Origin of the sequence: Streptomyces spinosus, assembly GCF_020400655.1 — a bacterium.
Lineage (GTDB): Bacteria > Actinomycetota > Actinomycetes > Streptomycetales > Streptomycetaceae > Streptomyces > Streptomyces argyrophylli.
In genome coordinates this window covers 92,084-118,719 of sequence record NZ_JAINRC010000009.1, presented here as the reverse complement: position 1 = coordinate 118,719, position 26,636 = coordinate 92,084, and the positions used below count along the sequence as shown (strand labels likewise).

Here is a 26,636-nt window from a genome sequence, read left to right as displayed (position 1 = left end):
GGTGGCCTCGGCGGCGCACCGGGGACTCAGGCGCGCTTCTCGTGGCGGCGGCGCATCCAGAAGGCACCACTGCCGAGCACGGCCGCGCCCACGAGGCCGCCGCCGATGGCCATGTCGGTGGGCGTCGCGCCACTGGTCCTGCTTCCGCCGAGGCCGCCGTTGACGCCGCCGATGACGCTGAAGGCCCCGCGCCGGGTCAGGGTGCGTCCGTCGCAGCGGACGGTGACGTCGTACCGGCCACGGCCCGCGTCGCGGTCCACGATGGCGACACCCCGCGCGGTGTCGTCGCGGACCTCTTCCAGGTCGATGGTGCCGAAGGCGTCGGAACTGGCCGTACCGCGCCGGCAGCCGTTCACGATGACGGTGAGGCGGCCCCCGGCCGAGACGATGTCGGGCGTGACGAAGATGTCCTGCGAGTTGGCGAACTCGTCGCCCCGGCCTCCGAACTCCTCGCCCCGGTCCCCGAACTCGTCCCCGTGTCCGTTGCCGCGGCCGTTGCCCTCGCCCCCACGGCCGTTGCCTTCATGCCCACGGCCGTTGCCGTTGAAGTTGCCGTGGCCGTTGTTGTTGCCGTTGAAGTTCCCGTGGCCGTTGTTGTTGCCGTTGAAGTTCCCGTTGCCGTGGCCGTTGTCGTTGCCGTTGAAGTTGCCGTGGCCGTTGAAGTTCCCGTTGCCGTGGCCGTTGTTGTTGCCGTTGAAATTGCCGTGGCCGTTGAAGTTCCCGTTGCCGTTGAAGTTGCCGTTCCCGGGGAAGACGCCGTTTCCGGGAAAGACACCGGTCCCGGGGATGACGCCGGTCCCGGGGATGACGCCGTTCCCGCTGAAGGTGCCGATGTTGCCGGTGCCGGGCACGATGACCGGGGCGTTGTTGTCGGTGCTGCTCGGCCCGCCGCCGTTGCCCATGCCGTCCGCGACGGCGTCAGGGGCGGCGAGCCCGAGCACGGCGACCGCGGTGCACGCCGCCGCCAGGGCGCGTTGGTTGCGCATGTGATCCTCCGCGGGAGGCGCCCCGGGTCCCGTCCCCGGTGGATCGGCGAGAAAACACCTCCCGGGTAGACCCTCAGACGCGCAGAACACGCCCGCATGTCGAGAATGGTCCGTCCTGGTGATCCGACACGCCGACGGACAACCACACAATCGGATATTGCCGCAGGTCACAGACCGTCAGAAATTTCCTGGAAACGGCAACTCGGATGGCGCACCGACCGGCTGCGAGGCCACCCGTTCGCCGTTCGACCCGTCGCCCGCCGCACGCGCGGGACTTAGCGTTTTCCCATGCGCGAGGGACGTGGCGAGGCCCGCGTCGAGAGGGGTGACGAATGACTGCGTCCAAGCTGGCCCAGCTTGCCGAAGAGGAGGAGCGGCGGAGGAGGCGCGCCCCCTGGGGCGTGATAGCGCTGGTTCTGCTGACCGGCCTGGCGCTCATTCGCAACGGCTCGGGCGAGTTCGACGTCGGGCCGCCGCAGCCGGCCACCGCCGCGGCCCCGGACAACCGCGCCGTCTTGGACACCCTCGCACCGGCGCCCGCCTCCCTGCCGTTCTCCCCCGTGCAGCGGGTGCGGATCCCGGCGATCCGGGTCGACGCGCCCGTGGTGCAGGTCGGGCTGGACGCGGACGGCTGGGTCGCCGCGCCGCCGCCGGAGAACCCGGGCCTGGCCGGCTGGTTCACCGGAGCCGTGTCCCCGGGGGAGAAGGGCACCGCGGTCATCGTCGGACACGTCGACAACAAGCAGGGCCCCGCCGTGTTCTACGGCCTCGGGGCGCTGAAGAAGGGGAACCAGGTCGAGGTCCTGCGCCAGGACGGGAGGACCGCCGTGTTCGAGATCTACGGGGTCGAGGTGTTCGAGAAGAAGAACTTCCCGGGCGACCGGGTGTACGGCTCGAAGGGGGCGCCGGAGCTCCGGGTCATCACCTGCGGCGGCGGCTTCTCGAAGCAGAACGGCTACGACGGGAACGTCGTGGTCTTCGCCCGCCTGGCCGCGGTCGTCTGAACCACCGCGGCCAGGCGGGCGAAGGAGGAGCGGGTCCTCCCGGAAGGCGTCACACGCGGCGGCGCGGCACGGTGAGGCGGTACCCGGAGTCGATCAGATAGGGCAGCCACTCACGGATCGCGCGGACGGTCTGCGAGCGGTCGCCCCCGGCGTCGTGGGAGAGCACCACGACGCCGGGGGCGGCCCCGTTCTCCACACGGTCGATGATGGTGCGGGTACCGGGCACCATCCAGTCGGTGGTGTCCACGGTCCAGGCCATCGGCTCCATGCCCATCTGGGCGCCCAGCTGGAACGCGGCGCGGTTCCAGGCGCCGTAGGGCGCGCGGAACCACTGCGGGCGCTCTCCGTAGGCGTCCTCGATGGCGTCGCTGGTGCTCTCCATCTCGGAGCGGATCTCACGGCGGTCCAGCTCGGTCAGCAGCGGGTGCGTCCAGGTGTGGTTGCCGACGACGTGGCCCTCGTCGGCCATCCGGGCCAGCAGTTCCCTGTTCTGCACGACGCACTCGCCGCAGACGAAGAACATCGCCCGGACGTCGTGCTTGGCGAGGGTGTCCAGGATGTGCGGGGTGTACGCCGGGTTGGGGCCGTCGTCGAAGGTCAGCACCATGTGCCTGCCGCTCGTGGAGACCCGCATGATGGGTTCCTTGCGCACCTTCAGCTTGCGGGGCGCTGCGCGTGGCGGCCCGTCTCCGGTGAGCGGCTGGAGCCGGAAGGCCGAGGGCTTGAGCGCCTGGCGGGCCTGCGGGCCGGCGACGGGGGCCGCGGCGCTGCGGGCGGTCTCCTCGCCGCTCTGCGCCAGGACGGCTCCGGCGGTGCCCGCGGCTCCCAGGGCGGCGACGCCTGCGAGGAGCATCCGGCGCCGGGTGAACAACTGATCCTTCTGCATGACCCATCAGTCGCCCCGCCGGAGTCCGCCGCACCACAACGGCACCGGTGCGGCGGCGGTAATACACCCGGACGGCGCAGTGGGCGCCGGACCCGCCGCCCGGCACGGCGAGGACGGTGCCGCCGAGGTCGCGGAGGCGCGGGACGCGTCCGGCCAGGGTGCCGTCCGCGCCGGGGGTGACGGCGGCGAGGGCGTTGGCCGGGGGCGCGCCCGCGGGAGGAGGAGCCGGTGGCGTGCGGCCGGCCGGCCGAGGGTGCGGCAGCACGCCCGGACCTGGCCGGACGGGCCCGTGTACGGGGTCGGCGGGCCCGGCCCCGTCCCCTCCGGCGGGGCCGGACACCGGCAGGGACGGCGGGCCCGCCGGGGGTGGCGGGCCGCCGTCCGCTCTCCGGGTGCCCTTTTCCGCGGAGTCCGCACGGCGAAGGGGCCGGAGCCGAAGTCTTCGGCGACGGTCCTCCGACTGCCACCGGCGGGACGGGAACAGCGGCAGCCCGGCGCCGCAGCCGCGCACGGTTCGGCGACCGTGGAACTCCACGACCCCGCCGGCGGCGGCGAGGTCACGGCGCATCAGGTCCGACAGACGCCGTCGCGGCCCCAGGGGGCGAAGGAGAGAGGACGGGCAGGAGCAGGAGCAGCGCGCACAGCACGAGGGACGGCAGCGACCCGGCGCACGGGCCGGCGGCGGTGCCGAGCGCGCCGGCGGGCACGAGCGGGCCGAGACGGACGGCGGCCGGCCACCGGGGGATCTCCTTGCGGCCGGGCGCAGCGGCCGGCGACCGGGCGCAGCGGCGGCCGGCGGGCCGGCGACCGCGCGCGGGGCGCACAGCGGGCCGGGAGCGGCGACGAGGGTCGCGCAGGTCCTCGTGAACCGGCGTTCACCAGGAACGGTCGGTTCCGATAGCCTCGTGGCGTGACGGAACAGCATCACGAGCAGCACTCGCACGCGCACCGGTTCGAGCGGGGCACGGACGGACCGAAGGTCATCCTGGTCGGTGTGGACGGCTCCGACTCCTCGATGCGTGCCGCCGCGTACGCGGCGGGTCTGGCCCGGCGCCAGCGCGCGCTGCTGGCGGTGGTGTACGTGCAGCCGGTGCTCGCGGCCGGGGCGGCGCTCGGGGTGCCGGTGGCGGAGACCACCGACGAGATCGCCGAGGACCTGGTCGCGCAGATCCGGGACGCGGCCGAGCGGCTCAAGGGGACGTTCGAGGTGCGCTGGGAGTTCCACACCTTCCGCGGCGACCCCTACAACGGGCTGGTGAAGGCGGCGGACGAGCTGAAGGCGGACGCGGTGGTGGTGGGCGCCTCGGAACAGGCCGGCCACCGGATCATCGGCTCGGTGGCGGTCCGCCTGGTGAAGACGGGCCGCTGGCCGGTCACCGTCGTGCCGTAGGACGGCGCGGCGGAGGTGCGGGCCGGCCCCGGCGACCGGGTGGCACCCGTGCCGTCGCCGCCCGGCGGCTCGCCGCCCTCTCCCGGTGCGCGGACCCGGTTCCGGGCGCCGCCGGGGCCGTGCGTGGCGTCTTCCCTGGCACTCTTCGCTGAGCCATCATGATCGGCCGTCAGCCGTTTGCCGTCGGCGAAGAGGTGAGGCCCATGGACAGGCTCCGTGCGGGTGAGGGGATTCTGCGCCGCAAACCCATCGAGCACATCGAGGAGACGGAGGTCGGCGAGGGCACCCGGCTGGACAAGTCGCTGGGGCTCTGGCAGCTGACCGCGATCGGTGTGGGCGGCATCATCGGCGCGGGCATCTTCACGCTGGCCGGGACGGTGGCGAACGGCACGGCCGGGCCGGCGGTGCTGGTGTCCTTCCTGATCGCGGGTGTCGCGAGCGCGTGCGCGGCGCTGTCGTACGCCGAGTTCGCGGGGCTGATCCCGAAGGCGGGGTCGGCCTACACCTACGGGTACGCGGTGCTCGGCGAGTTCGCCGGCTGGTTCATCGGCTGGGACCTGCTGCTGGAGTACACCGCGATCGTGGCCGTGGTGGCCATCGGCATCTCCGGCTACTTCAGCTTCCTGGTCGAGCAGATGGGCGCCGGCCTGCCCCGGTGGATGCTGGGCGCGCCCGGCACCGGGGCCGGGCACCGGGTCGACCTGTTCGCGGCCCTGCTCTGCCTGCTGATCGCCTGGCTGCTGAACCAGGGCATCCGCAGCGCGGCCCGCTTCGAGACGTTGGTGGTCGCGCTGAAGGTGCTGGTGGTGCTGCTGGTGATCGGGGTGGGTTCCTTCCACATCGACGCGCGCAACTACCACCCGTTCTTCCCGTTCGGCGTCAGCGGGGCGTTCACCGGGGCCGCGACGGTGTTCTTCGCCGTGTTCGGGTACGACGCGATGTCGACGGCGGCGGAGGAGTCGAAGGACGCGCAGCGGCACATGCCGAAGGCGATCATCTACTCGCTGGTGATCTCCATGGTGCTGTACGTGGCGGCCTGTCTGGTGCTGACCGGCATGCAGAACTACAAGGACATCGACAAGGAGAGCGGCTTCTCCACGGCGTTCAAGTCGGTGGGTCTGGACGCGCTGGCCGACGTGATCGCCGTCGGGGCGATCATCGGCATCCTCACGGTCATGTTCACGTTCATGCTGGGGGTGACCCGGGTGTGGTTCTCGATGTCCCGGGACGGACTGCTGCCCCGGTGGTTCGCCAAAACGCACCCGACGCGGCACGTGCCGACCCGGGTGACCTGGATCGTGGGGCTGGCCTCGGCCGCCATCGCCGGGTTCGTACCGATCGGCGAGGCGGCCGAGCTGACCAACATCGGCATCCTGCTGGCGTTCGTGGTGGTGTGCACGGCGGTGATCGTGCTGCGCTACCGGCAGCCGGAGCTGCCGCGCACCTTCCGGACGCCGGGGATGCCCGTCGTGCCGGCGCTGGGGGTCGTCTTCTCGATCTGGCTGATCACGTTCCTGCAGTGGCAGACCTGGGTGCGGTTCGCGGTGTGGTTCGTGATCGGCTGCGGTGTCTACTTCGGCTACTCCTACCGCCGCTCGGTGCTGGCGCAGCGGCAGGCCCCGTAGTCACTCGGCCATGACCAGGCCGTCCTGCCCGGCACCCCGGCTGAGTACGACGTCCCTGATCCGGTCGCGCACCCCCTCCAGTTCGGCGCCCTCGGCGATGGCCTTGTTGAGGTCGACGACCCGGCCGGCGTCGAGGTCGTACAGCTGCGGGACGAACTCGGCCTTGGTGACCCGCCAGGCCTCTCCCGGCCGGGCGGGCGGGGCGAAGGTGAAGCGGCCGAGGGTGGACTCGTTGCCGCGCGGGTCCTGGGCGCCCTCGCCGTTGTACATCTCCCCGGCGATCTGGTCGCCCATCCCGTAGATCACCCAGGTCCCGTTGACCTTCTCGTACGCCTGCGGGACGTGGGCGTGGGTGCCGAGGATCAGGTCGATGTCCGGGCGGCCGGCCGTGGCCGAGGAGGTGAGCCGCTGGGCGAGGGTGAGCTGCTGCCGGTCGGGCTCGTCCTGCCATTCGGTGCCCCAGTGCACGGAGAGCACGACCACGTCGGCGCCGGCCCGGCGGGCCGCGCGTGCGTCGGCGATCATCCGGTCGGTGTCGATCAGGTCGACGGCCCAGGGCTGTCCGGGCGGCAGCGCGTTGCCGTTGGTGCCGAAGGTGTACGACAGGTGGGCGACCTTGGCCGAGCCCGCCCGCAGGAGCGTGACCGAGCGGGCCTCGGCCTCGTTGCGGGCGGTCCCGGCGTGCCGCAGGCCGGCCCGGTCCATGGCGTCGAGGGTGCGCCGGATGCCGGCGGCGCCGTCGTCCAGGGCGTGGTTGGAGGCGGTGGAGCAGCCGTCGTAGCCGGTGGCGGCGAGGGCCTGGGCGATCTGTGGAGGGGACTTGAAGTCGGGGTAGCCGGTGTAGTCGCCGTCGGTGCCGTAGACGGTCTCCATGTGACACAGCGCCAGATCGGCGCGGGAGACGACCGGTTCGACGCCGGCGAGCATCGGGCGGAAGTCGTGGCCGTTGCCGCCGGCGTCGAAGGAGGCGCGCTCGATGACGGAGGTGTGCGGCAGCACGTCTCCGGAGGCGACGAGGGTGAAGCCGTCGGCGGCGGGCGCGGAGTGTCCCTGCGCGCCGGACTCCCGGTTCTGGTTCTGGCAGGCGGCGCCGGCCGCGAGGACGGCGGTCAGGGCCAGGGCCACCTGCTGTCTGCGTCCGATCATCAACTCACCCCAGATTTGTCGTATATACAGACGAAGCCGTCAGGGGCATATCGTATGAATCTGACGAGTCGGATAAACAGCCCGACAGTCCGCCTTAGCCCGTCCGGGGTCCGGACGCACCGCCCGCCCGGGGGCCTGCCGTACCGCTCGTCCGACCGTTCGCCGACGCGTTCGACCGTCCGTCGCACGACCGGGCCCGCCCCCTGTCCGCCGGCCGCGCCCTGCGCTGCCATACGGCCATGACGGCCGGAACCTCACTCACCCACGGGACGACGACCGCCGAGCACGAGCTGGCCGCGCTCCAGCGCGAGCACGGCGGACCCCTGTTCGCCCTGCTCTACCGGCTCTGCGACGGAGACCGGCAACGCGCCGAGGACCTCGTCCAGGAGACGCTGGTACGCGCCTGGCAGCACCCGGAGGCACTGCACGCCGACGGCTACGACTCCGTTCGGCCCTGGCTGCTCACCGTGGCCCGGCGGCTGGCGATCGACGCCCGGCGGGCCCGGCGGGCGCGACCGCCCGAGAGCGGCGACGAGGTCCCGGAGAACGCACGGGTCACCGCCGACCACGCCGAACGGGCCGCCGCGATGCTCGACGTCCGGGAGGCTGTGAAGACACTCACGCCCGAACACCGTGACGTACTGGTACTCGTGTATTTCCGCGGGGCCAGTGTGGCGGAAGCGGCGCAGACCCTGGGTATTCCACCCGGTACCGTGAAATCCCGCGCGTATTACGCGTTGCGCGCCCTGCGCCGGGTCCTTCCGGGTTATGCGACCGACCTGCGGTGAAACCGGAAGCCGGGTCAAACCTCGGTAAAGCGCCTTGCTGCGGCCCCCGTTCGGGCATGGGCTGTCCTCATCCGCGTTCCTGCGGGCACCGGGGCCGCGGTCCCGACGCGGCCCGGGCGACGCGCACGCACCGGAGGAAGGCAGGAAGGGATGCTGCACAGAGGGCACGAGAGCACGGACGGCGCCGACGGCGGTGAACTGGCCGTTCCGATGGCCTGGTTGTACGCCGAGTACATCGCCGACGAGCTGCTGCGCACCGGCGATCTGATGCCGCCGACGTCGTTCGAGTTCCGGGCCGGCCGGGACGCGCTGGCGCTGACCGTCTTCCTGTCCGACACCGACGGGGAGCTGTCCGGCATCCGGGTGATCTCCCAGCTGGAGAACTGGCTGTCGCTGACCGCCTACGACCAGCCGTGGCAGGACTGGGTGCGCGGGCGGCTGGCCGAACTGACCGAGCGGGCGGCCGGCTCCGGCACGCCCGGCCCGGACCTGGCGCTGGCGGCGGAGGCCTGGCGCTGGCTGGAGGAGACCGAGCTGCTCGCGCCGGACCTGGACGCGGTGCCCGGCGGCGCGGCGGTGTCCGGGGAGGACGACGGACCGAAGGTGTGGACCCCGGCCTGGCGGCTCGGACTGCCCCTCGGGCACCTCGCGATCCACCTCTTCTGAACCTTCCGGAATTCACACCAATCCGCGGGCCGCACCGCTCCGAATCTCTTGCCGTGATTCTGGGCGTGGCTTGAGTGATTCGGCGGCCGGCTGCGTACGGGTGGGAGCAAGGAGTAACCCTTCCCCCACCCTTCGGCACGAGGATTCGGCATGAGGTCCCTGGAAAGGCATCGCGACGCCGGCGCGTACGCGCTCGGCGTGCTGGACGAGGCGGAGGCCTTCCGCTTCGAGGACCACCTCATGGAGTGCCCTCAGTGCGCGGCGCACGTGACCGAGTTCGGAGCCACGACCCGGCAGTTGATGCTGTACCGCCGGGCCACGCCGCGCTTCGTGCACCCCATGGCACAGCCCGGTTCCCGGCTGCTGGACCGGCTGCTCGGCGAGCTGGTCCGCCTGCGGCGGACGCGGCGCCGCCGGATGCTGTACGGCCTGGCCGCCTCCGTGGTGCTGGCCGTGGCCGGTCCCGGGATCGTGGCGTTCGCCGGGCACCCGGACGCGGCCGCGCGGGTCGTCGCGGCGACCGATCCCGGCACCGGGGTGTGGGCACGGGTCACCTCGGCGGAGGAGGACTTCGGCAGCGATCTGCGGCTGGAGGTCAAGGACGGTTCCGGGGCACACGCCTGCCGGCTGGTCGCGGTCGGCCGCGACGGCTCGGAACAGGTCGTCGCCGGCTGGACCAACGCGGGCGACGGCACCCGGCCCACCACCGCGATGGGCGCCACCGCGATGCGCCCGGACCAGATCGCCCGGTTCGAGGTCCGCACGACGGACGGCAAACGGCTGGTCACGGTACGGGCGCGGTGACCGCACCGCGACGTGACCGTACTCCCCGGCGCCGCCCTCACCCCGCCGGCACATCGGCCGGCGCCGGGCCCCGGGCTCATTTCAGCAGGCGGGACAGCCGGCGGTCGGCCAGGGGCTTGCCGCCCGTCTGGCAGGTGGGGCAGTACTGGAGCGAGGAGTCGCTGAAGGAGACCTCGCGGATGGTGTCGCCGCACACCGGGCAGGGCTCGCCGGTGCGGCCGTGGACGCGCAGGCCGCTCTTCTTCTCCGCCTTCAGCCGCCCGGCGGCCACACCCCGGGACCGCTCGACCGCCTCGGTGAGCGTGTCGCGCAGCGCCTCGTACAGCCGGTGGGTCTCCTCCGGCGTGAGGGAGGCGGCCAGCTTGAACGGCGACATCTTCGCCGCGTGCAGGATCTCGTCGCTGTAGGCGTTGCCGACGCCCGCGATCAGCGACTGGTCGCGCAGGGCGCCCTTCAGCTGCCGCCGTTCGCCCTGGAGCAGGGCGGCGAAGCGGTCCTCGTCGAAGTCGCCGGCGAGCGGATCCGGGCCCAGGCGGGCGACACCGGGCACCTCTTCCGGGTCGCGGACGACGTACACGGCGAGGCGCTTCTGGGTGCCCGCCTCGGTCAGGTCGAAGCCCTCGCCGGTCTCCAGCGCCACGCGCAGCGCCAGCGGACCCTTGCCGGGCTTCGGCGGGCCGTCCGGCAGCCGGTCCTTCCACTGCAACCAGCCCGCGCGGGCCAGATGGGCCACCAGGTGCAGGCCGCCGTCCGTCTCGACGTCCAGGAACTTGCCGTGCCGGCGCACGGCCGTCACCCCGGCCCCCTCGAGGGCGGTGACCGGGGGGTCGTAGGTCTTCAGGACGCTGATGGCCACGGGCAGCACCCGCACCACCCGCCGTCCGACCAGGTGCTCGGTGAGGAAGTCCGTCAGCGCTGCTACCTCGGGCAGTTCGGGCATACGTCCAGAGTGCCATCCGGCACCGACAACGCCCCCGCCGTCACGCCCGGACCGGTGGCCGGGGTCCTACGTCCGGACCGGGCCGGAGCGGGGCCCCGCGAGCCCGGCGTGATCCGGACGGAAGACCCTAGGGCAGCCGGAACTCGCACCACACCGCCTTGCCGCCGCCCCGTGCCTCCACGCCCCAGCTGTCGGAGAGCCGCTCCACGAGGACCAGGCCGCGCCCGGAGACCCCGGTCTCGCCGGCGTCGCGGCGCCGCGGCAGGGCGCTGGAGCCGTCCTCGACCTCGATGCGCAGCCTGCGGTCGCCGCCGTCCAGGGCCCGCAGGGTGACGATCGCCGAGCCCTCGGTGTGCATCAGCGCGTTGGTGATCAGCTCGCCGGCGACCAGCTCGATCTCGTCGGCGAGCTCATGGGCGCCCCAGGCGCGGACCGCGGCCTGGATCATGTGCCGGGCCTGGGTGAGGGCCTCCGGGTCGCCGGGCGCCACGTGCTGCCGGAGCCGGCCGCCAGCCCGCGTGGCCTCCCGGCCGCGGCGGTGCAGCAGGAGCAGCGCCACGTCGTCGTCGCCGCCCCGCTCCTCGGCCAGCTGGATCAGCCGGTCCGCGAGGTCGCGCACCTCGCGGGGGCCGTCGCAGACGAGGGCGACCAGGCCGCGCATGCCGTCGTCCAGGTCGGCGCCGGGCTGTTCGACCAGCCCGTCGGTGCACAGCAGCAGGGTGTGGCCGGGATCGAGTTCGAGGGTGGCGACGGGATACTCCAGCCGGCCGAACTCGGCGGACAGGCCGAGCGGCAGGCCGCCCTCGACGCCGACCCGGGCGCAGCTGCCGTCGTCGTGCCGCACCAGCGGGTCGATGTGGCCGGCGCGGACCACCTGGACGACTCCGGTGGACAGGTCGGCCTCCGCGTACAGGCAGGTGGCGAAGCGGTCGGTGTCGAGTTCGTGCAGGAAGACGGAGGCGCGGGCCATCACGGTGGCCGGGGGGTGGCCCTCGGCGGCGTAGGCGCGCAGCACGATGCGCAGCTGGCCCATGACGGCCGCCGCGTGCGTGTCGTGGCCCTGGACGTCGCCGATGACCGCGCCCACCCGGCCTCCGGGCAGCGGGATGAGGTCGTACCAGTCGCCGCCGATGTCCCGGCCCAGTGCCGCGGAGCGGTAGCGGACCGCGACGTCGGCGCCGGGGACGCTGGGGATGGTGCGGGGCAGCATGGCCTGCTGGAGGCCCTGCGCGAGGTCCTTGTCCTGTTCGTAGAGCATGGCCCGCATGAGGCTCTGGGCGATGCTGCTGCCCAGTGCGACGAGGACGGCGCGCTCCTCTGCGGAGAAGCCGCGCCGGTCGTCGTAGAGCAGGCCCATCGCGCCGATCGGGCGGGCCTGGGCGATCAGGGGCAGATAGGCGGCCGAGGTGATGCGCAGGCCGGTGAGGTGCGGCCAGAGGATCGGGTAGCCCCCGGCGAACTCCTCGGGCGATTCGATGAACCGGGGGCTGAGCGTGCGGACGACCTCGCTCATCGGGTACGGCTCGTCGATCCGGGTGATCCGGGTGCCGGGGACGGAGGCGCCCGCGGGCCCCTCGGCCACCAGCCGGATGCGGCCCGCCTCGACCAGGCCCATCACCAGGCTGGCCGCGCCCAGGTGACGGATGCCGTGGGTGTCCTTGAGGACGTCGATGACGTCCTGGACGCTGCGGGCGTGGGCGAGCGCGGCGGAGATGACCTGGACGACGCCGGTCTGCTGCCGGAAGGCCTCGTCCTGGGCGGCCCGCAGGCTGCGGGCGGCGCTGTCGGCGAGTTCCTCGGTGGCGTCGCGCACGATGCCGACGACCCGGCGCGGGCGGCCGGTGTCGTCGCGCCGGATGTAGCCCTGGGTGTGCGTCCAGCGCATGGTGCCGTCACGGCAGCGGATGCGGAAGTAGGCGCCGTAGTTCTCGCTGCCGTCCTTGATCGCCCGGGCGACCGCCGCGTCGAGCCGGGCGGCCTCCGGCGGCGGCACCCTTACGGCCAGGCTCTCCGGGCGCCCGTCGTACTCCTCGGGCAGCAGGTCGAACACCTCGAAGGCCTGGGCGTCCATGTGGAACAGACCGACGTCCAGGTCCCAGTCGAAGCTGCCCATGCGGTTGAGCGCGAGGATCGGGTCCGGGTGTGCGGGCCAGTCCTCCGGGAGTGACAGGGCGCTCGCTCCCCGATCGGCCATGGGGCCACCTTGCCAGGAACCGGCCGATTCTTCGACCTGATCGGCGACCGGACGCGTGCGCTCGGCGAGGGCCCGGTGGGGGTGGGCTTCGGTGGGCACCGGGCCGCGCTCACCCGCCGGGCCCGGCCGTGGGGCGGACGGGGACGGCGGCGGGCGGGGCGTGCGGGACCGGGCCGCCGATGTCGGGGAGGCCGGGGATCCCGGGCACATGGGACGGGCCGGTACCGGCGGAGGCGTCCGGAGCGGTGAGGCCCAGGCCGGAGGCGCCCGGATCGGAGGTACCGGGCTCCGAGTCCTTCGGAGCAGAGCCGTCCGCACGGGAGGAGCCCGGGTCGGCGGCGCCCGGATCCCGGCCGGGGGCGTGCGCTCGGCGAGGGCCCGGTATGGGGGTGGGCTTCGGTGTGCACCGGGCCGCGCTCACCCGCCGGGCCCGGCCGTGGGGCGGACGGGGACGGCGGCGGGCGGGGCGTGCGGGACCGGGCCGCCGACGTCGGGGAGGCCGGGAATCCCGGGCACATGGGACGGGCCGGTACCGGCGGAGGCGTCCGGAGCGGTGAGACCCAGGCCGGAGGCCCACGGATCCGACGTACCGGGCTCCGAGGCCCTCGGAACGGGGCCGTCCGCACGGGAGGAGCCCGGGTCGGCGGCGCCCGGGTCCGAGGGGTCCACGGTGAGGTCGAGGGAGAGATCGCGGGCCGGATCGGGTACGGGGTGGGGATCGGGGGCGTCCTCGGCGGGCGGCGGGTCCTGCGCCGTCGTCCCGGAGTTCCGGTCCGCGAGCCCGCTGGCACTGTCCGGGCGATCGCCACGGCCGTCCGGCACGGCGGAGCCGGACGGGGACGACGGCGTACCCGCCGGGGACCGCTGCGTGCCGGACGGGGACTCGGCCGCGGCCGGGCCGCTGGCGCGCGGGCTGGGCCGCCCGGTGACGGACGGTCCGGCGTCCGCCGGGCCGGACGGGACCGGGCTGGCCGCGGCCCGCGCGGGCGGGGGCACGATCCGGTCCCGGCGGACGTCGGGGCCGACCCGGCGCTCGGTCCAGGTACGGGTCGCGGGGTCCACGATGGTGATGCTGGTGACGGTCCGGGGTGCCGGGGCCACGACGATCACCTCGTCCGGTTCGTAGCCGGCCCAGGGGGTGCCCCGGGCCCCGGCGCCGCCGCGCGTCGGGGCGGGCGGTGTGAGGGGGTTGCCGCAGGCGCAGCGCACCCGGGGCATGCCCCGGTCGTCGACGAGGACGGCGGTGCCGGCCTGGAGCACGGCCTGGTAGCGGGCCGCCGCCCGGTCGCGGTAGGCGTGGTTGGTGACGCGGGTGTCGGCGCCCAGGACGACCGGGGTCAGGCCGCGCAGGTAGCCGGCCAGCGCCGACCGGGTGACGCCGGCCACCTGGGCGAAGGCGTCGGCCCTGGCCCCGTCCGCCGCCAGACGGTCGATGTGCCGCTCGACGTCACAGGCGGCGACGCGCGGCGTGCCCCGGTACAGGCCGGGGGTGGCGCCGGACACGGTACGGGCCGCGCGCAGGGGCGCCTCGGCCTCGCCGGGCTCGATCCGGGCGGTGCCACGGGGTGACTCCGGCCGGATGGCGGTGTCCGCGGAATCGGTGAACGGGTCCGGTCCCCGCTCGGTGGCGGCCTCCAGCAGGACCAGCTCGCCCGCCTTGGTCTGCTTGACACCGGCGCCCGCGCAGCCCCCGGCGAGGAGCGCCACCGAGAGCGCCCAGGCCGCGACGATGGATCGGGTGGGTATCCGCACCGCACACTCCGCATCACTGTGGGTGATAACGCCCTATTGTTGGCATCGCTCAGGTTTGGCTGGCAACTCGGGGAACGCCGTGACGACAGCGGCGCCGGTGTCGCCGTACAGGAGGGCGCGCACAGCCGTGGACTGGTTCACCGCACCCGACTACTGGCTGAGCCGGCTGGTCTTCCAGCGGGCCCTGGCCGCCGTGTACCTGGTCGCGTTCCTGACGGCGGCCCTGCAGTTCCGGGCCCTGCTGGGCGAGCGCGGGATGCTGCCGATCCCCCGGTACCTGGCCCAGGCGCGGTTCCGGCGTGCCCCGAGCCTGTTCCACCTGCACTACTCCGACCGTTTCTTCGCGGCCTGTGCCTGGACGGGCTGCGCGGTGTCGGCGGCCCTGCTGGCCGGGGCGGACTCGCTGCTGCCGCTGTGGGCCGGGATCCTGCTGTGGCTGGTGCCGTGGGCGCTGTACCTGTCGATCGTCAACGTGGGCCAGACGTGGTACGCGTTCGGCTGGGAGTCGCTGCTGCTGGAGACGGGCTTCCTGGCCGCGTTCCTCGGCAACGGCGAAGTGGCGCCGCCGGTCGTCGTGCTGTTCCTGCTGCGCTGGATCCTGTTCCGGGTGGAGTTCGGTGCCGGGCTGATCAAGATGCGCGGCGACGCCTGCTGGCGGCGGCTGACCTGTCTGGACTACCACCACGAGACCCAGCCGATGCCGGGCCCGCTGAGCTGGTTCTTCCACCACCTGCCCAAGCCGCTGCACCGGGTGGAGGTGGCCGCCAACCACGTCACCCAGCTGGTCGTACCGGTCCTGCTGTTCACCCCGCAGCCGATCGCCTCGGCCGCCGCCGCGCTGATGATCGCCACCCAGTTGTGGCTGGTGCTCTCCGGCAACTTCTCCTGGCTGAACTGGATCACCATCGTGCTGGCGCTGTCCGCGCTGCGGCTGCCGGCGACCGCGCCGCCGGTGCCGCCGGCGCCGCTGTGGTACGAGGTGCTGGTGCTGGCGGTCGGCGCGCTGCTGCTCTTCCTGAGCCACCGCCCGGTGGTCAACATGGTCTCCCGCCGCCAGGTGATGAACCGCTCCTTCGACCCGCTGCACCTGGTGAACACCTACGGTGCGTTCGGCAGCGTCAGCCGGGTCCGTTACGAGGTGGTGATCGAGGGAACGCTGGACGACACCCCGCGCCCGGACTCGGACTGGCGGGAGTACGTCTTCAAGGGCAAGCCCGGCGATCCCCGCCGCTGGCCGCGCCAGTTCGCCCCCTACCATCTGCGCCTGGACTGGCTGATGTGGTTCGCGGCGCTGTCGCCGGCCTACGCCGGGGAGTGGTTCGGCGGTCTGGTGGAACGCCTGCTGGAGAACGACCGGGACACGCTGCGGCTGCTGCGCCGCTCCCCCTTCCCGCCCGGCACCCCACCCCGCCATGTCCGGGCCCGGCTGTTCCGGTACCGGTACACGACCTGGCGGGAGCTGCGCGAGACGGGGGCGTGCTGGGAGCGCACGTTCGTGCGGGAGTACCTGCCGCCGACCCGGCTCGCGGGCGTGGCTCACAGGTCGTAGACACGGCTCGCGGTGGTCTCGAACAGCGCCGTGCGCTCCGCCTCGCCGAGCCCCGCCGTCACCTCCCGGGTGAGCGCGTGGACCTCGGCGTAGCTCATGGCCAGGGTGCACACGGGCCAGTCCGAGCCGGCCATCAGCCGGGCGGGGCCGAAGGCGTCCAGGGCGGTGTCGACGTACGGGCGCAGCCCGGCGGCGTCGCGGGTGTCCGGTCCGGCCTCGGTGACCAGGCCGGAGAGTTTGGCGACGGTGTTGGGGAGGGCGGCGAGGGCGCGCAGGGCGGCGGCCCAGGACGCGCGCTCCCCGGAGGCGATGGGCGGCTTGCCGAGGTGGTCGAGGACGAAGGTGAGCTGGGGCAGGGCCTTGGCCGCCGCCGCGCAGGCCGGGAGCTGGTGGGGTGTGACCACGAGGTCGTAGACCAGGCCGGCGTCGGCCACGGCGGCCAGGCCGCGCAGGACGTCGGGCCGCAGCAGCCACTCGGGGTCGGGTTCGCCCTGCACCTGGTGCCGGATGCCCTTCAGGTGGGAGCCGCCGGGCAGTTCGCGCAGCCGGGCCAGTTCGTCGGCGATGCCGGGGCGGGTGAGGTCGGTCCAGCCGACGACCCCGGCGATCAGGTCGTGGGCGGCGGCGAGGGCGAGGAACTCGGGGGTCTCCTCGGGCACGGTGACGGTCTGGACGAGGACGGTACGGTCGACCCCCACGGCACGTGCCTGGGGTTCGAGGTCGGCGACGGTGAAGTTCCGGCGCAGCGGCCGGAGTCCGGGTCCCCGGATCCAGTCCTGATCGCGGACGGTCAGGTCCCAGACGTGGTGGTGGGCGTCGACGCTCATGGCAGCTCCCACACGACGGGCAGGGTCGCGGCCGCGCCCCCGGCGGAGTAGTCGTGCGGCACGTCCAGCAGGTCCGCCATCCGGGTCTGCCAGGCCGCGTTGACCGGGAGCCGTTCCAGCTCGGCGAGGAGACGGGCGTAGTCCGCGCACTCCAGGACGTGGAAGAGGTCGGTCCCCGACCGCCAGATGGTCCAGGAGGTGGCCCCCGCGGCGCGGATGGCGTCGGTGAGGTCCTCCGGGACCGCGCGGTGGGCGGCCTCGTACTCCTCGACCCGGTCCGCGCGGACCTTGGTGTGCAGGGCGACCCTCATGACGGCTCCCGAGGGGGCAGCAGGCCGGTCGCGCGCAGTTCCCGCCAGAAGGCGTCCGGTACCGGCGCCGCGAACTGGTCGGCGCAGTCGCGGACCTCGGCGGCCGAGCGGGCGCCGGTCAGGACGCTCGCCACGGCCGGGTGGGCGGAGCAGAAGGCGAGGGCGGCGGCGCGCAGGGTGGTGCCGTGGCGCTCGGCGACCGCCTTGATCCGCAGTGCACGGTCCAGCAACTCCCGGGGCGCGCGCGTGTAGTTGTAGGTCGGGTGACGGGACGGGTCCGCCAGCAGCCCGGAGTTGAAGGCGCCGCCGACGACCACGGACACGCCGCGTCGTAGGGCCTCGGGCAGCAGCTCGGTGGCCGCGCTCTGGTCGAGGAGGGTGTACCGGCCCGCGCAGAGCACCACGTCGACGTCCGTGTCACGGACGAACCGGGTCAGCATCTCCGCCTGGTTCATGCCCGCCCCGATGGCGCCCACGACGCCCTCCGCGCGGAGCTTCTCCAGCGCCGGGTAGCCCTCGCGGAAGGCCTGTTCGGCGTGGTCGTCGGGGTCGTGGAGGTAGACGACGTCGACACGGTCGAGACCGAGGCGCTCCAGGCTCGCCTCCAGGGTGCGGCGGACGCCGTCGGCGGTGAAGTCCCAGACGCGGCGGTGGTCGTCGGGTACGGCGAAGCCGTTGGCCAGGTCGTCGCCGGTGCCGTCGGCCGGTTGCAGGCGGCGGCCGACCTTGGTGGAGACCGTGTAGGCGGCGCGGTCGTACTCCCGCAGGGCCGCGCCCAGGCGGCGTTCGGACAGCCCGAGGCCGTAGTGGGGGGCGGTGTCGAAGTAGCGGATGCCGCGCTCCCAGGCCGCGTGTACGGCCGCGTGGGCCTGCTCGTCGCCGACCGGGGTGTAGAGGTTGCCGAGGGCGGCGGCGCCGAGGCCCAGGGAGGTGACGTCGACGCCGCCGCGGCCGAGGAGGGTCACCGGTCCGCCGCCGGACGCGGCCTGAGGCCCTGCATGCCGCCGTCGACGGCGAGGGCGGTGCCGGTGGTGGCGCCGGAGAGGGGGCTCGCCAGGTAGGCGATGGCGCCCGCGACCTCGGCCGCGGAGACCAGGCGGCCGGTGGGCTGGCGGGCCTCCAGGGCGGCCCGTTCGGCGGCCGGGTCCTCGGCCGCGTCCAGCAGCCGGCCGATCCAGGGGGTGTCCGCCGTACCGGGGTTGACGCAGTTGACGCGGATGCCCTCGCGGACGTGGTCGGCGGCCATGGCGAGGGTCAGGGAGTACACGGCGCCCTTGGTGGCGCTGTACAGGGCGCGCTGCGGCAGGCCGGCGGTGGCCGCGATGGAGCAGGTGTTGACGATGGCCGCGCTGCCCGGCCGGGCGGTGGCGGCGCGGCGCAGGTACGGCAGGCAGGCGCGGGCGGTGCGGACCATGCCGAGGACGTTGACGTCGAAGACGTGCCGCCACTCGGCGTCGTCGTTGTCCTCGACGGTGCCCTGGGCGCCGACGCCCGCGTTGTTCACGAGGACGTCCAGCCCTCCCAGCGCCTCGGCCGCGTCCCGGACGGCCGTGCGCACCGAGGCGTCGTCGGTGACGTCGGCGCGCAGCCCGAGGAGGGGCTTGCCGACCGCGGACGGGTCCAGGTCGAGGACCGCGACCTGGGCGCCGCGGGCGGCGAGGAGGTCGGCGGTGGCCCGGCCGATGCCGGACGCGCCGCCGGTCACCAGGGCCCTGAGTCCCGCGAAGTCGCTCATGCGGCCTCATCCTTCCGGGTGTCGGGATCGGCGGCCCAGTAGGTGCCGCCGGGGAACGTGTACCGCGCGAGGGACTCCGGGAGCAGGGCGGCGGAGAAGCCGGGCGCGGTGGGTGCCGTGTAGTGGCCGTCGCGGATGACGACCGGGGTGACGAAGTGCTCGTGGAGGTGGTCGACGTACTCGATGACGCGGTCCTCGGTGCTGCCGGAGACGGCCAGGTAGTCGAACATCGACAGGTGCTGGACGAGTTCGCACAGGCCGACCCCGCCCGCGTGCGGGCAGACGGGGACGCCGAACTTGGCGGCGAGGAGCAGGATGGCGAGGTTCTCGTTGACCCCGCCGACGCGGGCCGCGTCGATCTGCACGATGTCGAGGGCGCCGGCCTGGAGCATCTGCTTGAACACGATCCGGTTCTGCACGTGTTCGCCGGTGGCGACCTTCACGGGGGCGACCGCGCGGCGGACGGCGGCGTGGCCGAGGACGTCGTCGGGGCTGGTGGGCTCCTCGATCCAGTACGGGCCGAACTCGGCCAGGGCGTTGGTCCAGCGGATCGCCTCGTCCACGTTCCAGCGCTGGTTGGCGTCGATCGCCAGGCGGATCTCCGGTCCGACGACGGCGCGGGCCACCCGGCAGCGGCGGATGTCGTCGTCGAGGTCGGCGCCGACCTTCAGCTTGATCTGCCGGAAGCCGTCGGCGACGGCGCGGGCGGCGAGCCGGCCGAGCTTGTCGTCGTCGTAGCCGAGCCAGCCCGGGGAGGTGGTGTAGGCGGGGAAGCCGCGCTCCAGGAGGCGGGCCCGGCGCTCCTCCGCGCCCGCCCGGCCGCGCCTGAGCAGGTCGAGGGCCTCCTCGGGGGTGAGGGCGTCGGTGATGTACCGGAAGTCGATCTGCCGGACCAGCCACTCGGGTTCGGCGTCGGCGAGCAGCCGCCACAGGGGCTTTCCGGCCCGCCGGGCGGCGAGGTCCCAGGCGGCGTTGACGACGGCCCCGATCGCCATGTGCATCACGCCCTTCTCGGGGCCGAGCCAGCGCAGCTGGCTGTCGCCGATCAGGTCCCGGAAGAGCGAGCCGGGGTCGGCGCACAGTTCCTCGACGTCGCGGCCCAGCACATGCCCCCGCAGCGCGTCGATCGCGGCGACCTGGACGTCGTTGCCCCGCCCGATGGTGAAGGTGAATCCGTGTCCCTCCAGCCCGTCGGCGGCGTCGGTGCGCAGGACGACGTAGGCCGCCGAGTAGTCGGGGTCCGGGTTCATCGCGTCGGAGCCGTCCAGCTCGCGCGAGGTGGGGAAGCGGATGTCGTGGGTGTCGACCGCGATGACGCGGGCGGGAGCGTCGGACACGGATGCCCTTTCTGCCGGGGGAAGGTGACGGTTCATCAGTCCTGGGCGCGGCCCGTGGTGACACGGGCGATCATCAGGGCGACGAGGATGATGCCGCCGTAGATGGCCTGGATCCAGAACGACGGCACCTGGGCGAGGGTGAGCAGGTTCTGCACGACGCCCAGGAGGAGGACGCCGGTCAGGGCGCCGAACATGGTGCCCTTGCCGCCGTCCAGGCTGATGCCGCCGATCACCGCCGCCGCGAACACGGTGAAGATCATGTTCTGGCCCTGGTTGGCGCTGATCGCGCCGACGTAGCCGGTCTGCATGATGCCGCCGACGGAGGCGAGGACTCCGGCGACGACGAACACCCCGAGCATCACGCGGTCCACGCGGATGCCCGCGGCGCGGGCGGCCTCCGCGTTGCCGCCGATGGCGTACAGGGCGCGGCCGACCCGGTGGTACTTCAGCACGCCTCCGGTGACGGCGAAGGCGACGGCGGCGAGCCACACCGACATCGGGACGCTGAGGAAGGTGGTGGTGGCCAGCGAGGAGAAGCTGTCGGGCATGCCGAACAGGGTCTTGCCCTTGGTGGCGCCGACCAGCAGCCCGCGCAGCACGATGAGCATCGCGAGGGTCACGATGAACGCGTTGAGCTTGAACTTCACGACCAGGACGCCGTTGAAGGCGCCGACGGCCGCGCCGACGACGAGGATCGCGAGCAGGGCGACCGGCGCGGGGAGCCCGGTGCCCCAGCCGGCCTGCGCCGAGGGCAGGACGAGGAGCGCCCCTACGGCGGGCGCGATGCCGACGACCGACTCCAGGGACAGGTCGAACTTGCCGGTGATGAGCACCAGCGACTCGGCGAGCACCACCATGGCGAGGGCGGCCGACGCGCCCAGGATCGAGATCAGGTTCCGCTCGGTGAGGAACGAGTCGTTGACCACCGCGCCCAGCACCATGAGCAGCACCAGGGCGGGTACGAGGGCGAGTTCGCGTGCGCGGCGCAGCAGCACGGCCCGGGCGGCGCGCTGGTCGGTCAGGCGGGGCGAGGTGAGCGGCGGGGCCTTGGTGTCAGCCATGGTCCACTCCTTCGATGGAGGCGATCAGCTCGTGGTCGCGCCAGCCGGCCGGGTGCTCGGCGACGATGCGGCCGTGGAAGAGGACGAGGACGCGGTCGCAGCGCCGCAGGTCGTCGAGTTCGTCGGAGACGACGAGCACGGCCGTGCCGTCCTCGCGGGCGCTGTCCATGCGGGCCAGCAGGGACTCCTTGGACTTCACGTCGACGCCCGCCGTCGGGTTGATCAGCACGAGCAGGCGGGGGTCGGAGGCCAGGGCGCGGGCCATGACCACCTTCTGCGCGTTGCCTCCGGAGAGGTCGGAGACGGGCTGTCCGGGGCCCTCGGTGCGGATGTCGAGGCGGTCGATCAACTCGGTGGCGAAACCGCTCCTGCGGCCGGTGCCGACGAAACCGAGGCGGCCCAGCCGGTCCAGGACGCTCAGGGTGGTGTTGTCGCCGACGGTCATGCCGGGGACCAGCCCCTGCTCGTGCCGGTCGCGGGGCACCCAGCCGACGCCCGCGTCCAGCGCCGCCCGCACGTCGCCGAACGGCAGCGGTTCCCCTTGCAGCAGGGCCGAGCCGCCGGCCGGGGTGTGCAGTCCGGCGAGGGTCTCGGCCAGCTCGGTCTTGCCGCTGCCGCTGGTCCCGGCGAGCCCCAGCACCTCGCCGCGGCGGACGGTGAGGTCGATGCCGTCGTACGCGGTGGAGGTCAGGCCGCGTACGTCGAGCACGACCGGGGCGGTGCCGTTCACGGTGGCGCGCGGCCGGGCCCGCTCGGCGACCGACTCCCCCGCCATGGCCTCCACCAGGGCCGCCCTGGGCAGCTCGGCGACGGGGGCCGTCGTGATCCAGCGGGCGTCGCGCAGCACGGTGACGGTCTGGCAGACCTCGTAGACCTCTTGCAGGTGGTGCGAGATGAACAGGAAGGTCACCCCGGAGTCCTGGAGCGCCCGCATCCGGCCGAACAGGCGCTCGATCTCCCGCTTGTCGAGCTGGGCGGTGGGTTCGTCCAGCACGATGAACCGGGCGCCGAAGCTCAGCGCGCGGGCGATCTCCACCATCTGGCGGTCCTCGACCTTGAGGTCGGCGGTACGGGCCTCCGGGTCGACGCGGACGTCCCAGGTGGCGAGGAGGCCGGCGGCCTCGGTGCGCAGCCGCCGCCAGCTGATCAGCCCGCGTGCCCGCGGCTGCCGGTTGAGGAAGAGGTTCTCCGCGACCGTCAGCTCCGGTACGACGGTGGGCTTCTGGTACACGCAGGCGACCTTGCGGCGCCAGGCGTCCCGGTCGGCGAGCGGGGGCGCGGGCTCGCCGTCGAAGCGGACGGTGCCCGCGTCCGGGGCCTGGAGGCCGGTGAGGACGTTCACCAGGGTGGACTTGCCGGCACCGTTGCGGCCGACGAGGGCGTGGGACTCGCCGGGAAGCACGGTGAGCCGGCCGTCGGCGAGGGCGACCGTGGGGCCGTACCGCTTGACGACGCCCTCCGCCTCGACGAGGGGCGTGGTGTCGATGAGCGGGGTGGCCACCGAACCGTGGCTGTGCGGACCGTGGCTCATCGGACCGAGTTGCCCCACAGCTTGGGGTCGTCGACGTTGTCCTTGGTGACCAGCGGGGCGGGCAGCTGGTCCTCCAGGATGCCGCTGGGGAGCCTGACGATCGTGGAGTCGTGGTCGGTCGGGCCGGGCCGGAACTTCTTCCCCCGCATCGCCGCCTTGATGTAGTACAGGCCGTACTTGGCGTAGGCGTCGGCCGGCTGGGAGACGGTGGCGTCGATCTGGCCCTTGCGGATCGCCTCGTACTCCTGCGGGATGCCGTCGTTGGAGACGATCGCGATGTGCCCCTTCTGCCCGGCCGCCTTGAGCATGTTCTTCGACTTCAGGGTCTGCAGGGTCGGCGCGAGGTAGACACCGCCCGCCTGGAGGTAGATGCCCTTGATGTCGGGGTTGGCGTTGAGGAGGGTGTCGAGCTTGGCGGCGGCGGTGTCGGACTCCCACTTCGCGGGGATGTCCAGCACCTTGAGCCTCGGGTATTTCTCCTTCACGCAGGACCGGAACGCCTCGGAGCGGTCGCGGCCGTTGACCGAGGCCAGGTCGCCCATGATCTGCACGACCTTGCCGCTGCTCACGTGCTGCCCGAGGTAGTCGCAGGCCTTCTTGCCGTAGGCGACGTTGTCGGCGCGCACCACCATGGCGACCTTGCCCTTGTCGGGCGCCACGTCCACGGCGACGACCGGCACGCCCTTGCGTTCGGCCTGGTCGAGTCCGGCCTGGATGGCGGCGCTGTCCAGCGGGGCGACGACCAGCCCCTTGACGCCCTGGGTGAGTTCGTTGTCGATGTCGGTGATCTGCTGCGAGGGGTCGCTGTTGGAGTTGACCGTCTTCAGCACCTCGACGCCCTCGGACGTGGCCATCTTCGGCACGTAGTCGTTGTACGACTGCCAGAACGGCGAGGTCAGCAGCGGCAGGATCACGCCGACCTTGCCGGTGCCGCCGCTTCCCGCGCTCGCGGTGTCCTTGGTGCTGCCGCAGGCGGCGAGCACGAGCGAGGCGCCGACGGCCAGGGCCGCCGCGCCGGTGATCCGGGACCTGCTGCGTTTGCTCACTGTGCTGGCGGGCATCTCGCGGCTCCTCGTCGAGGGGGTTCGAGCGACGACCGCATACTTATCAGACCACTCAGGCGCCGGAACACCCTCGTGCAGCGGAAATTCCGGCCGTGGACGCATAGTGGTCGGACCACTCGGCTGGCTAGACTGCGACGCACCCGGTGACTGGAGGAGTGGCGTGGACGAGGCAGCCCCGCAGAAGGGCACGGTGACCCAGCGCGCCATCGAGGAGATCAAGGCGATGATCGCCGAGGGCCGGCTGGAGCCGGGCCAGCGGCTGCCCACCGAGCGGGAACTCGCCGCCCGGCTGGGCATCTCGCGCAGCTCGATGCGGGAGGCGATCCGCGCCCTGACGGTCATGGGCGTCCTGGAGGCACGGCACGGCTCCGGGATCTACGTCACCGCGCTGGAGGCCGGCGACCTGCTGGAGACCTTCGGGGTGGTCGCCGACCTGTCCCGGGGCCCGCGTCTGGTGGAGCTCCTCGAGGTGCGCCGGATCCTGGAGTCGACGGCGACCGCGCTGGCCGCCGCGCGCATCACGGACGACCGGCTGGCCGCCGTGGAGAAGCACCTGGCGGCGATGAACGCCACCGACGACCCCGAGGAGGTCCTCGCCCACGACCTCGCCTTCCACCGCGAGATCGCGTCCGCCGCGGGCAACGAGACCATGGCGGCCATCCTCGACGGCCTGTCCTCCCGCACGTTCCGCGCCCGCGTCTGGCGCGGTTACCAGGAGGAGGGCGCCTTCGCCCGCACCCGCCGCGAACACGCCGCCATCCACCGCGCCCTCGCCGCCCACGACCCGGAAGCGGCCCGGGCGGCGGCAGCGGCCCACGTGGGCGAGGTGGAGGAGTGGCTGCGGACCCAGCTCGGCGGGTAGCGGCGACGGCCGGCTCCGAGGCGGCCCCCGGACCGGCTCCGCCCCCGCGGAGCACCCGTGCCCCCGTGGTGTCCCCGCGGTTCCGGGTGGCTACCAGGGGTGGGTGACGGTCACCGGGGCCGAGGCGTTGTACAGCTCCCCCACCGCGCGCAGTTCGAACCGTGCGGCCGTCTCGCCTTGTTCCGGCCGCTGGCCGGCGACGAAGTAGGCGCGCTGGCCGGTGGCGCCGAGGAAGCGGCGGGTGCCGTCGGGGAGGAGGCGGTGGAGGGTGTAGTGGCGGACGGCGCCGGGGGCGGCGGTCCAGGCGAGGCGGAGGTCGCCGCCGTTCGCCGCGGTGACGCGGGCCCCGGAGGGGGCGGCGGGTGCGGTGACGCCGTCGCGTACGGCGAGGCCGCCCAGGCGCCAGCGGACCGGGCCCCCGGTCGCGGTGAGCCGTACGCCGAGCGCGTGGACGGTACCGGACAGTCCTGTGAGCGGTACGGTCACGGTCTGCCAGCCGTTGACCGACCGGACGCGGACTTCGTTGTCGACCGGGTTCACAGGCAGATAGGTGTAGGGCGGGGTCGCCCCGGGCCCGTCCGGCTCGGCCGTCGCCACCGCCGCCTCGACGGTCACCTCCCCGGCCTCGCTCCGGTAGGTCAGCTCGACAACGGTGTTCGCACCGATCGGCAGCCGGGTCGCGTACAGATCCACCACCGCGGGCTGATCCGGTTCACCCGCGACGAGCAGGCTGCTGCCGCCACGCCAGGCGTCGGCGAAGTCGAAGGAGACGGCCGGCCGTTGCCCCGCCGTGCGCACCGCCCACCGCCGCGACGGCAGCCGGTCCTGGAGCCCGAGGTGGTTCCAGGGCGCCTCCGAGGTGACGGTCCCCTCCTCGTACCACCGCAGTCCGTGACCGGTGTTGAACACGCTCGCGAACGGCACCGAGGTCACCGTCGACCGGTCCGCCACGGACACCGCGGGCGCCCGCCACGGATCGCTCGGGTCGGGCCGCGACGGATCCAGTGACCGCCCCGTCCAGAACCGGTCGTCGGCCGCGTGGAAGTCCTCGGGGGCACGCTGGTCGGCGGGCAGGTGGTTGCGGGTCCACTCGGGCCGGTAGAGGCCGATCGACGTGACGTGCGCCTTGCCGGCCGGAACGATCGCGTCCCAGTTAACCGACGTACCGGACCCGTTCGACTCGACGTCGACACCCGCCCACAGGTCATAGCGGCCGCGGCCCAGCTGGTCCGCCTTCGTGCCGGAGGCCGCGAGCGTGGCCGCGCTCCACCGGAAGTCCACGAACATGTCGTCGGCGGCCTGGAAGAACGCCTGGTTCTGGCTGGTCAGGGCGCCCTGCCAGCTGACCGTGCCGTTCACGGTCATCGCGTCGTACCAGGTCACGCGCTGCCCCTTGGCCGCCGCGAGCGCCTTCAGCTCCTTGAGGAAGCCCAGCATGGCGGTGCCCAGCGCGGTGTTGCCGCCGCTGGTCTCGGCGTTGACGAACCAGCCGTCGAAGCCGTACGCCGCGGCTACCGCGACGAGCCGGGCGGCGAGCGGATAGTGACCGGTGGCGTCCTTCTGCACCAGGTCCCGGGTCCACTGGAGTTGTCCGCCGTAGGCCACCGGCGGCAGGAAGATGTTCCCGAGGACGGGGACGCCGTGCCGGTGGGCCGCGTCCACGACGGGCGCGTTCGGCGCGAGGATCAGGCCCTCGCCGGCCGAGCCGCCCCAGAACACCAGCTCGTCGATGTACGCCCAGTGGGTCAGGGCGTAGTAGTCGGCGGTGGCCGAGCCCTGGGAAGGGTTGGCGGAGGTGGGTCCGAAGGAGACCAGGGCCTGGACGCGGGCCTGTCCGGAGCGGGCGGTGGTGTTCGCCGGGACGGGGGTGAAGCGGGCGGCGAGCGGTATGGAGGCGGCGTTGAAGGCGAGGTTGGGGTCGTCGGCCGCGCGCCAGTTCTTCAGGCTGCGCCAGGTGACGCCGGGGCCGGGGCTCCCGGCGGGCAGCGAGTCCGGGTACCAGTAGGAGGCGTACGGCGGGGTTGCGGCGGCGGCTCGCGGGGCCGCCTGCGCGGACGGCACGGACAGCGCGGGGGTCAGGGCGGCGGCACCGGCGGTGATCAGGACCGTGCGTCGGGTGGGGTTCACGAGCGGAGGCCTCCAGGGGCGACGGGACGTACCTGCTGTGACGACTGCGCC

General features: G+C 73.4%; 23 protein-coding genes. 8 read left to right on the top strand and 15 right to left on the bottom strand.

The features are described 5' to 3' along the window. Positions 1-26: 26 nt before the first annotated feature. Positions 27-986, bottom strand: coding sequence for a hypothetical protein (locus tag LG395_RS18490; RefSeq protein ID WP_171150619.1), 960 nt, complete (start codon positions 984-986; stop codon positions 27-29). Between the two features lie 332 nt (positions 987-1,318). On the opposite strand from LG395_RS18490, the gene LG395_RS18485 reads away from it, so the two are divergent. Continuing rightward, positions 1,319-1,990, top strand: coding sequence for a class F sortase (locus LG395_RS18485; RefSeq protein WP_171150620.1), 672 nt, complete (start codon positions 1,319-1,321; stop codon positions 1,988-1,990). A 49-nt stretch (positions 1,991-2,039) separates the two neighbouring features. Here LG395_RS18485 and LG395_RS18480 read toward each other — a convergent pair whose 3' ends face one another. After that, the gene (locus tag LG395_RS18480) at positions 2,040-2,876 is read right to left on the bottom strand and encodes a polysaccharide deacetylase family protein (RefSeq protein WP_171150621.1); all 837 of its coding nucleotides are present in this window, start codon (positions 2,874-2,876) and stop codon (positions 2,040-2,042) included. 910 nt (positions 2,877-3,786) lie between these two features. On the opposite strand from LG395_RS18480, the gene LG395_RS18475 reads away from it, so the two are divergent. Together LG395_RS18475 and LG395_RS18470 are read left to right on the top strand one after the other, a co-directional pair. Then, positions 3,787-4,266: a universal stress protein gene (locus LG395_RS18475; protein WP_171150622.1), complete on the top strand. Its 480-nt coding sequence runs from the start codon at positions 3,787-3,789 to the stop codon at positions 4,264-4,266. Positions 4,267-4,469: 203 nt separating this feature from the next. Next, entirely contained in the window at positions 4,470-5,891 is a 1,422-nt protein-coding gene (locus LG395_RS18470; protein ID WP_225810502.1) for an amino acid permease, read from the top strand. Here the strand turns inward: LG395_RS18470 and LG395_RS18465 are convergent, their stop codons facing one another. Further along, the gene (locus LG395_RS18465; protein ID WP_225810501.1) at positions 5,892-7,037 is read right to left on the bottom strand and encodes a CapA family protein; all 1,146 of its coding nucleotides are present in this window, start codon (positions 7,035-7,037) and stop codon (positions 5,892-5,894) included. Positions 7,038-7,276: 239 nt separating this feature from the next. On the opposite strand from LG395_RS18465, the gene LG395_RS18460 reads away from it, so the two are divergent. The 3 genes from LG395_RS18460 (at position 7,277) to LG395_RS18450 (ending at position 9,295) form a co-directional block, all read left to right on the top strand. Continuing rightward, positions 7,277-7,825, top strand: a complete 549-nt coding sequence (locus LG395_RS18460; RefSeq protein WP_225810500.1) for a sigma-70 family RNA polymerase sigma factor — start codon at positions 7,277-7,279, stop codon at positions 7,823-7,825. Positions 7,826-7,975: 150 nt separating this feature from the next. After that, on the top strand, positions 7,976-8,491 hold the full coding sequence (locus LG395_RS18455) for a hypothetical protein (protein ID WP_171150626.1): 516 nt from the start codon (positions 7,976-7,978) through the stop codon (positions 8,489-8,491). Between the two features lie 150 nt (positions 8,492-8,641). Further along, a complete protein-coding gene (locus tag LG395_RS18450; protein ID WP_225810499.1) occupies positions 8,642-9,295 on the top strand; it encodes a zf-HC2 domain-containing protein in 654 nt (217 codons plus the stop codon). A 76-nt stretch (positions 9,296-9,371) separates the two neighbouring features. Here LG395_RS18450 and LG395_RS18445 read toward each other — a convergent pair whose 3' ends face one another. The 3 genes from LG395_RS18445 to LG395_RS18435 form a co-directional block, all read right to left on the bottom strand. Further along, a complete protein-coding gene (locus LG395_RS18445) occupies positions 9,372-10,235 on the bottom strand; it encodes an Fpg/Nei family DNA glycosylase (protein ID WP_171150628.1) in 864 nt (287 codons plus the stop codon). 127 nt (positions 10,236-10,362) lie between these two features. Further along, on the bottom strand, positions 10,363-12,429 hold the full coding sequence (locus LG395_RS18440; protein WP_225810498.1) for a SpoIIE family protein phosphatase: 2,067 nt from the start codon (positions 12,427-12,429) through the stop codon (positions 10,363-10,365). 417 nt (positions 12,430-12,846) lie between these two features. Beyond that, a complete protein-coding gene (locus LG395_RS18435; protein ID WP_225810497.1) occupies positions 12,847-14,181 on the bottom strand; it encodes a DUF6777 domain-containing protein in 1,335 nt (444 codons plus the stop codon). A 127-nt stretch (positions 14,182-14,308) separates the two neighbouring features. On the opposite strand from LG395_RS18435, the gene LG395_RS18430 reads away from it, so the two are divergent. After that, positions 14,309-15,730 (top strand): lipase maturation factor family protein, encoded by a 1,422-nt coding sequence (locus LG395_RS18430; protein WP_225810496.1) that lies wholly within the window; start codon positions 14,309-14,311, stop codon positions 15,728-15,730. Here LG395_RS18430 and LG395_RS18425 read toward each other — a convergent pair. The 8 genes from LG395_RS18425 to LG395_RS18390 are packed head-to-tail and all read right to left on the bottom strand — an operon-like array spanning position 15,718 to position 23,593. Beyond that, the gene (locus tag LG395_RS18425; RefSeq protein ID WP_225810495.1) at positions 15,718-16,557 is read right to left on the bottom strand and encodes an amidohydrolase family protein; all 840 of its coding nucleotides are present in this window, start codon (positions 16,555-16,557) and stop codon (positions 15,718-15,720) included. The two genes, LG395_RS18430 and LG395_RS18425, sit on opposite strands and share 13 nt — an antisense overlap. Then, complete coding sequence (locus LG395_RS18420; protein WP_171150633.1) at positions 16,554-16,868, bottom strand: L-rhamnose mutarotase; 315 nt, start codon at positions 16,866-16,868, stop codon at positions 16,554-16,556. The genes LG395_RS18425 and LG395_RS18420 overlap by 4 nt, the downstream gene beginning before the upstream one ends. Further along, on the bottom strand, positions 16,865-17,833 hold the full coding sequence (locus LG395_RS18415; protein WP_225810494.1) for an aldo/keto reductase: 969 nt from the start codon (positions 17,831-17,833) through the stop codon (positions 16,865-16,867). Before LG395_RS18415 ends, LG395_RS18420 begins: the two co-directional genes overlap by 4 nt. Further along, positions 17,830-18,603, bottom strand: coding sequence for an SDR family NAD(P)-dependent oxidoreductase (locus LG395_RS18410; protein WP_171150635.1), 774 nt, complete (start codon positions 18,601-18,603; stop codon positions 17,830-17,832). Before LG395_RS18410 ends, LG395_RS18415 begins: the two co-directional genes overlap by 4 nt. Next, positions 18,600-19,940: an L-fuconate dehydratase gene (locus LG395_RS18405; protein WP_171150636.1), complete on the bottom strand. Its 1,341-nt coding sequence runs from the start codon at positions 19,938-19,940 to the stop codon at positions 18,600-18,602. Before LG395_RS18405 ends, LG395_RS18410 begins: the two co-directional genes overlap by 4 nt. A 35-nt stretch (positions 19,941-19,975) precedes the next feature. Then, positions 19,976-21,001 carry an ABC transporter permease gene (locus tag LG395_RS18400; protein ID WP_225810493.1) on the bottom strand — a complete coding sequence of 342 codons (1,026 nt, stop codon included), beginning with the start codon at positions 20,999-21,001 and terminating at the stop codon, positions 19,976-19,978. Then, complete coding sequence (locus tag LG395_RS18395) at positions 20,994-22,532, bottom strand: sugar ABC transporter ATP-binding protein (protein ID WP_225810492.1); 1,539 nt, start codon at positions 22,530-22,532, stop codon at positions 20,994-20,996. The genes LG395_RS18400 and LG395_RS18395 overlap by 8 nt, the downstream gene beginning before the upstream one ends. Next, on the bottom strand, positions 22,529-23,593 hold the full coding sequence (locus tag LG395_RS18390) for a sugar ABC transporter substrate-binding protein (RefSeq protein ID WP_225810491.1): 1,065 nt from the start codon (positions 23,591-23,593) through the stop codon (positions 22,529-22,531). Before LG395_RS18390 ends, LG395_RS18395 begins: the two co-directional genes overlap by 4 nt. 163 nt (positions 23,594-23,756) lie before the next feature. On the opposite strand from LG395_RS18390, the gene LG395_RS18385 reads away from it, so the two are divergent. After that, positions 23,757-24,458 carry a FadR/GntR family transcriptional regulator gene (locus tag LG395_RS18385; RefSeq protein ID WP_171150640.1) on the top strand — a complete coding sequence of 234 codons (702 nt, stop codon included), beginning with the start codon at positions 23,757-23,759 and terminating at the stop codon, positions 24,456-24,458. A 90-nt stretch (positions 24,459-24,548) separates the two neighbouring features. Here LG395_RS18385 and LG395_RS18380 read toward each other — a convergent pair whose 3' ends face one another. After that, on the bottom strand, positions 24,549-26,585 hold the full coding sequence (locus LG395_RS18380) for an endo-beta-N-acetylglucosaminidase (RefSeq protein ID WP_225810490.1): 2,037 nt from the start codon (positions 26,583-26,585) through the stop codon (positions 24,549-24,551). Between the last annotated feature and the right edge of the window lie 51 nt (positions 26,586-26,636).

Bases quoted from the DNA above. Each gene is read 5' to 3' on its own strand.
- LG395_RS18410 (WP_171150635.1), bottom strand. From the start codon at position 18,603: ATGAGCGACTTCGCGGGACTCAGGGCCCTGGTGACCGGCGGCGCGTCC.
- LG395_RS18460 (WP_225810500.1), top strand. From the start codon at position 7,277: ATGACGGCCGGAACCTCACTCACCCACGGGACGACGACCGCCGAGCAC.
- LG395_RS18390 (WP_225810491.1), bottom strand. From the start codon at position 23,593: ATGCCCGCCAGCACAGTGAGCAAACGCAGCAGGTCCCGGATCACCGGC.
- LG395_RS18395 (WP_225810492.1), bottom strand. From the start codon at position 22,532: ATGAGCCACGGTCCGCACAGCCACGGTTCGGTGGCCACCCCGCTCATC.
- LG395_RS18485 (WP_171150620.1), top strand. From the start codon at position 1,319: ATGACTGCGTCCAAGCTGGCCCAGCTTGCCGAAGAGGAGGAGCGGCGG.
- LG395_RS18420 (WP_171150633.1), bottom strand. From the start codon at position 16,868: ATGAGGGTCGCCCTGCACACCAAGGTCCGCGCGGACCGGGTCGAGGAG.
- LG395_RS18470 (WP_225810502.1), top strand. From the start codon at position 4,470: ATGGACAGGCTCCGTGCGGGTGAGGGGATTCTGCGCCGCAAACCCATC.
- LG395_RS18465 (WP_225810501.1), bottom strand. From the start codon at position 7,037: ATGATCGGACGCAGACAGCAGGTGGCCCTGGCCCTGACCGCCGTCCTC.
- LG395_RS18445 (WP_171150628.1), bottom strand. From the start codon at position 10,235: ATGCCCGAACTGCCCGAGGTAGCAGCGCTGACGGACTTCCTCACCGAG.
- LG395_RS18490 (WP_171150619.1), bottom strand. From the start codon at position 986: ATGCGCAACCAACGCGCCCTGGCGGCGGCGTGCACCGCGGTCGCCGTG.
- LG395_RS18440 (WP_225810498.1), bottom strand. From the start codon at position 12,429: ATGGCCGATCGGGGAGCGAGCGCCCTGTCACTCCCGGAGGACTGGCCC.
- LG395_RS18450 (WP_225810499.1), top strand. From the start codon at position 8,642: ATGAGGTCCCTGGAAAGGCATCGCGACGCCGGCGCGTACGCGCTCGGC.
- LG395_RS18455 (WP_171150626.1), top strand. From the start codon at position 7,976: ATGCTGCACAGAGGGCACGAGAGCACGGACGGCGCCGACGGCGGTGAA.
- LG395_RS18400 (WP_225810493.1), bottom strand. From the start codon at position 21,001: ATGGCTGACACCAAGGCCCCGCCGCTCACCTCGCCCCGCCTGACCGAC.
- LG395_RS18425 (WP_225810495.1), bottom strand. From the start codon at position 16,557: ATGAGCGTCGACGCCCACCACCACGTCTGGGACCTGACCGTCCGCGAT.
- LG395_RS18480 (WP_171150621.1), bottom strand. From the start codon at position 2,876: ATGCAGAAGGATCAGTTGTTCACCCGGCGCCGGATGCTCCTCGCAGGC.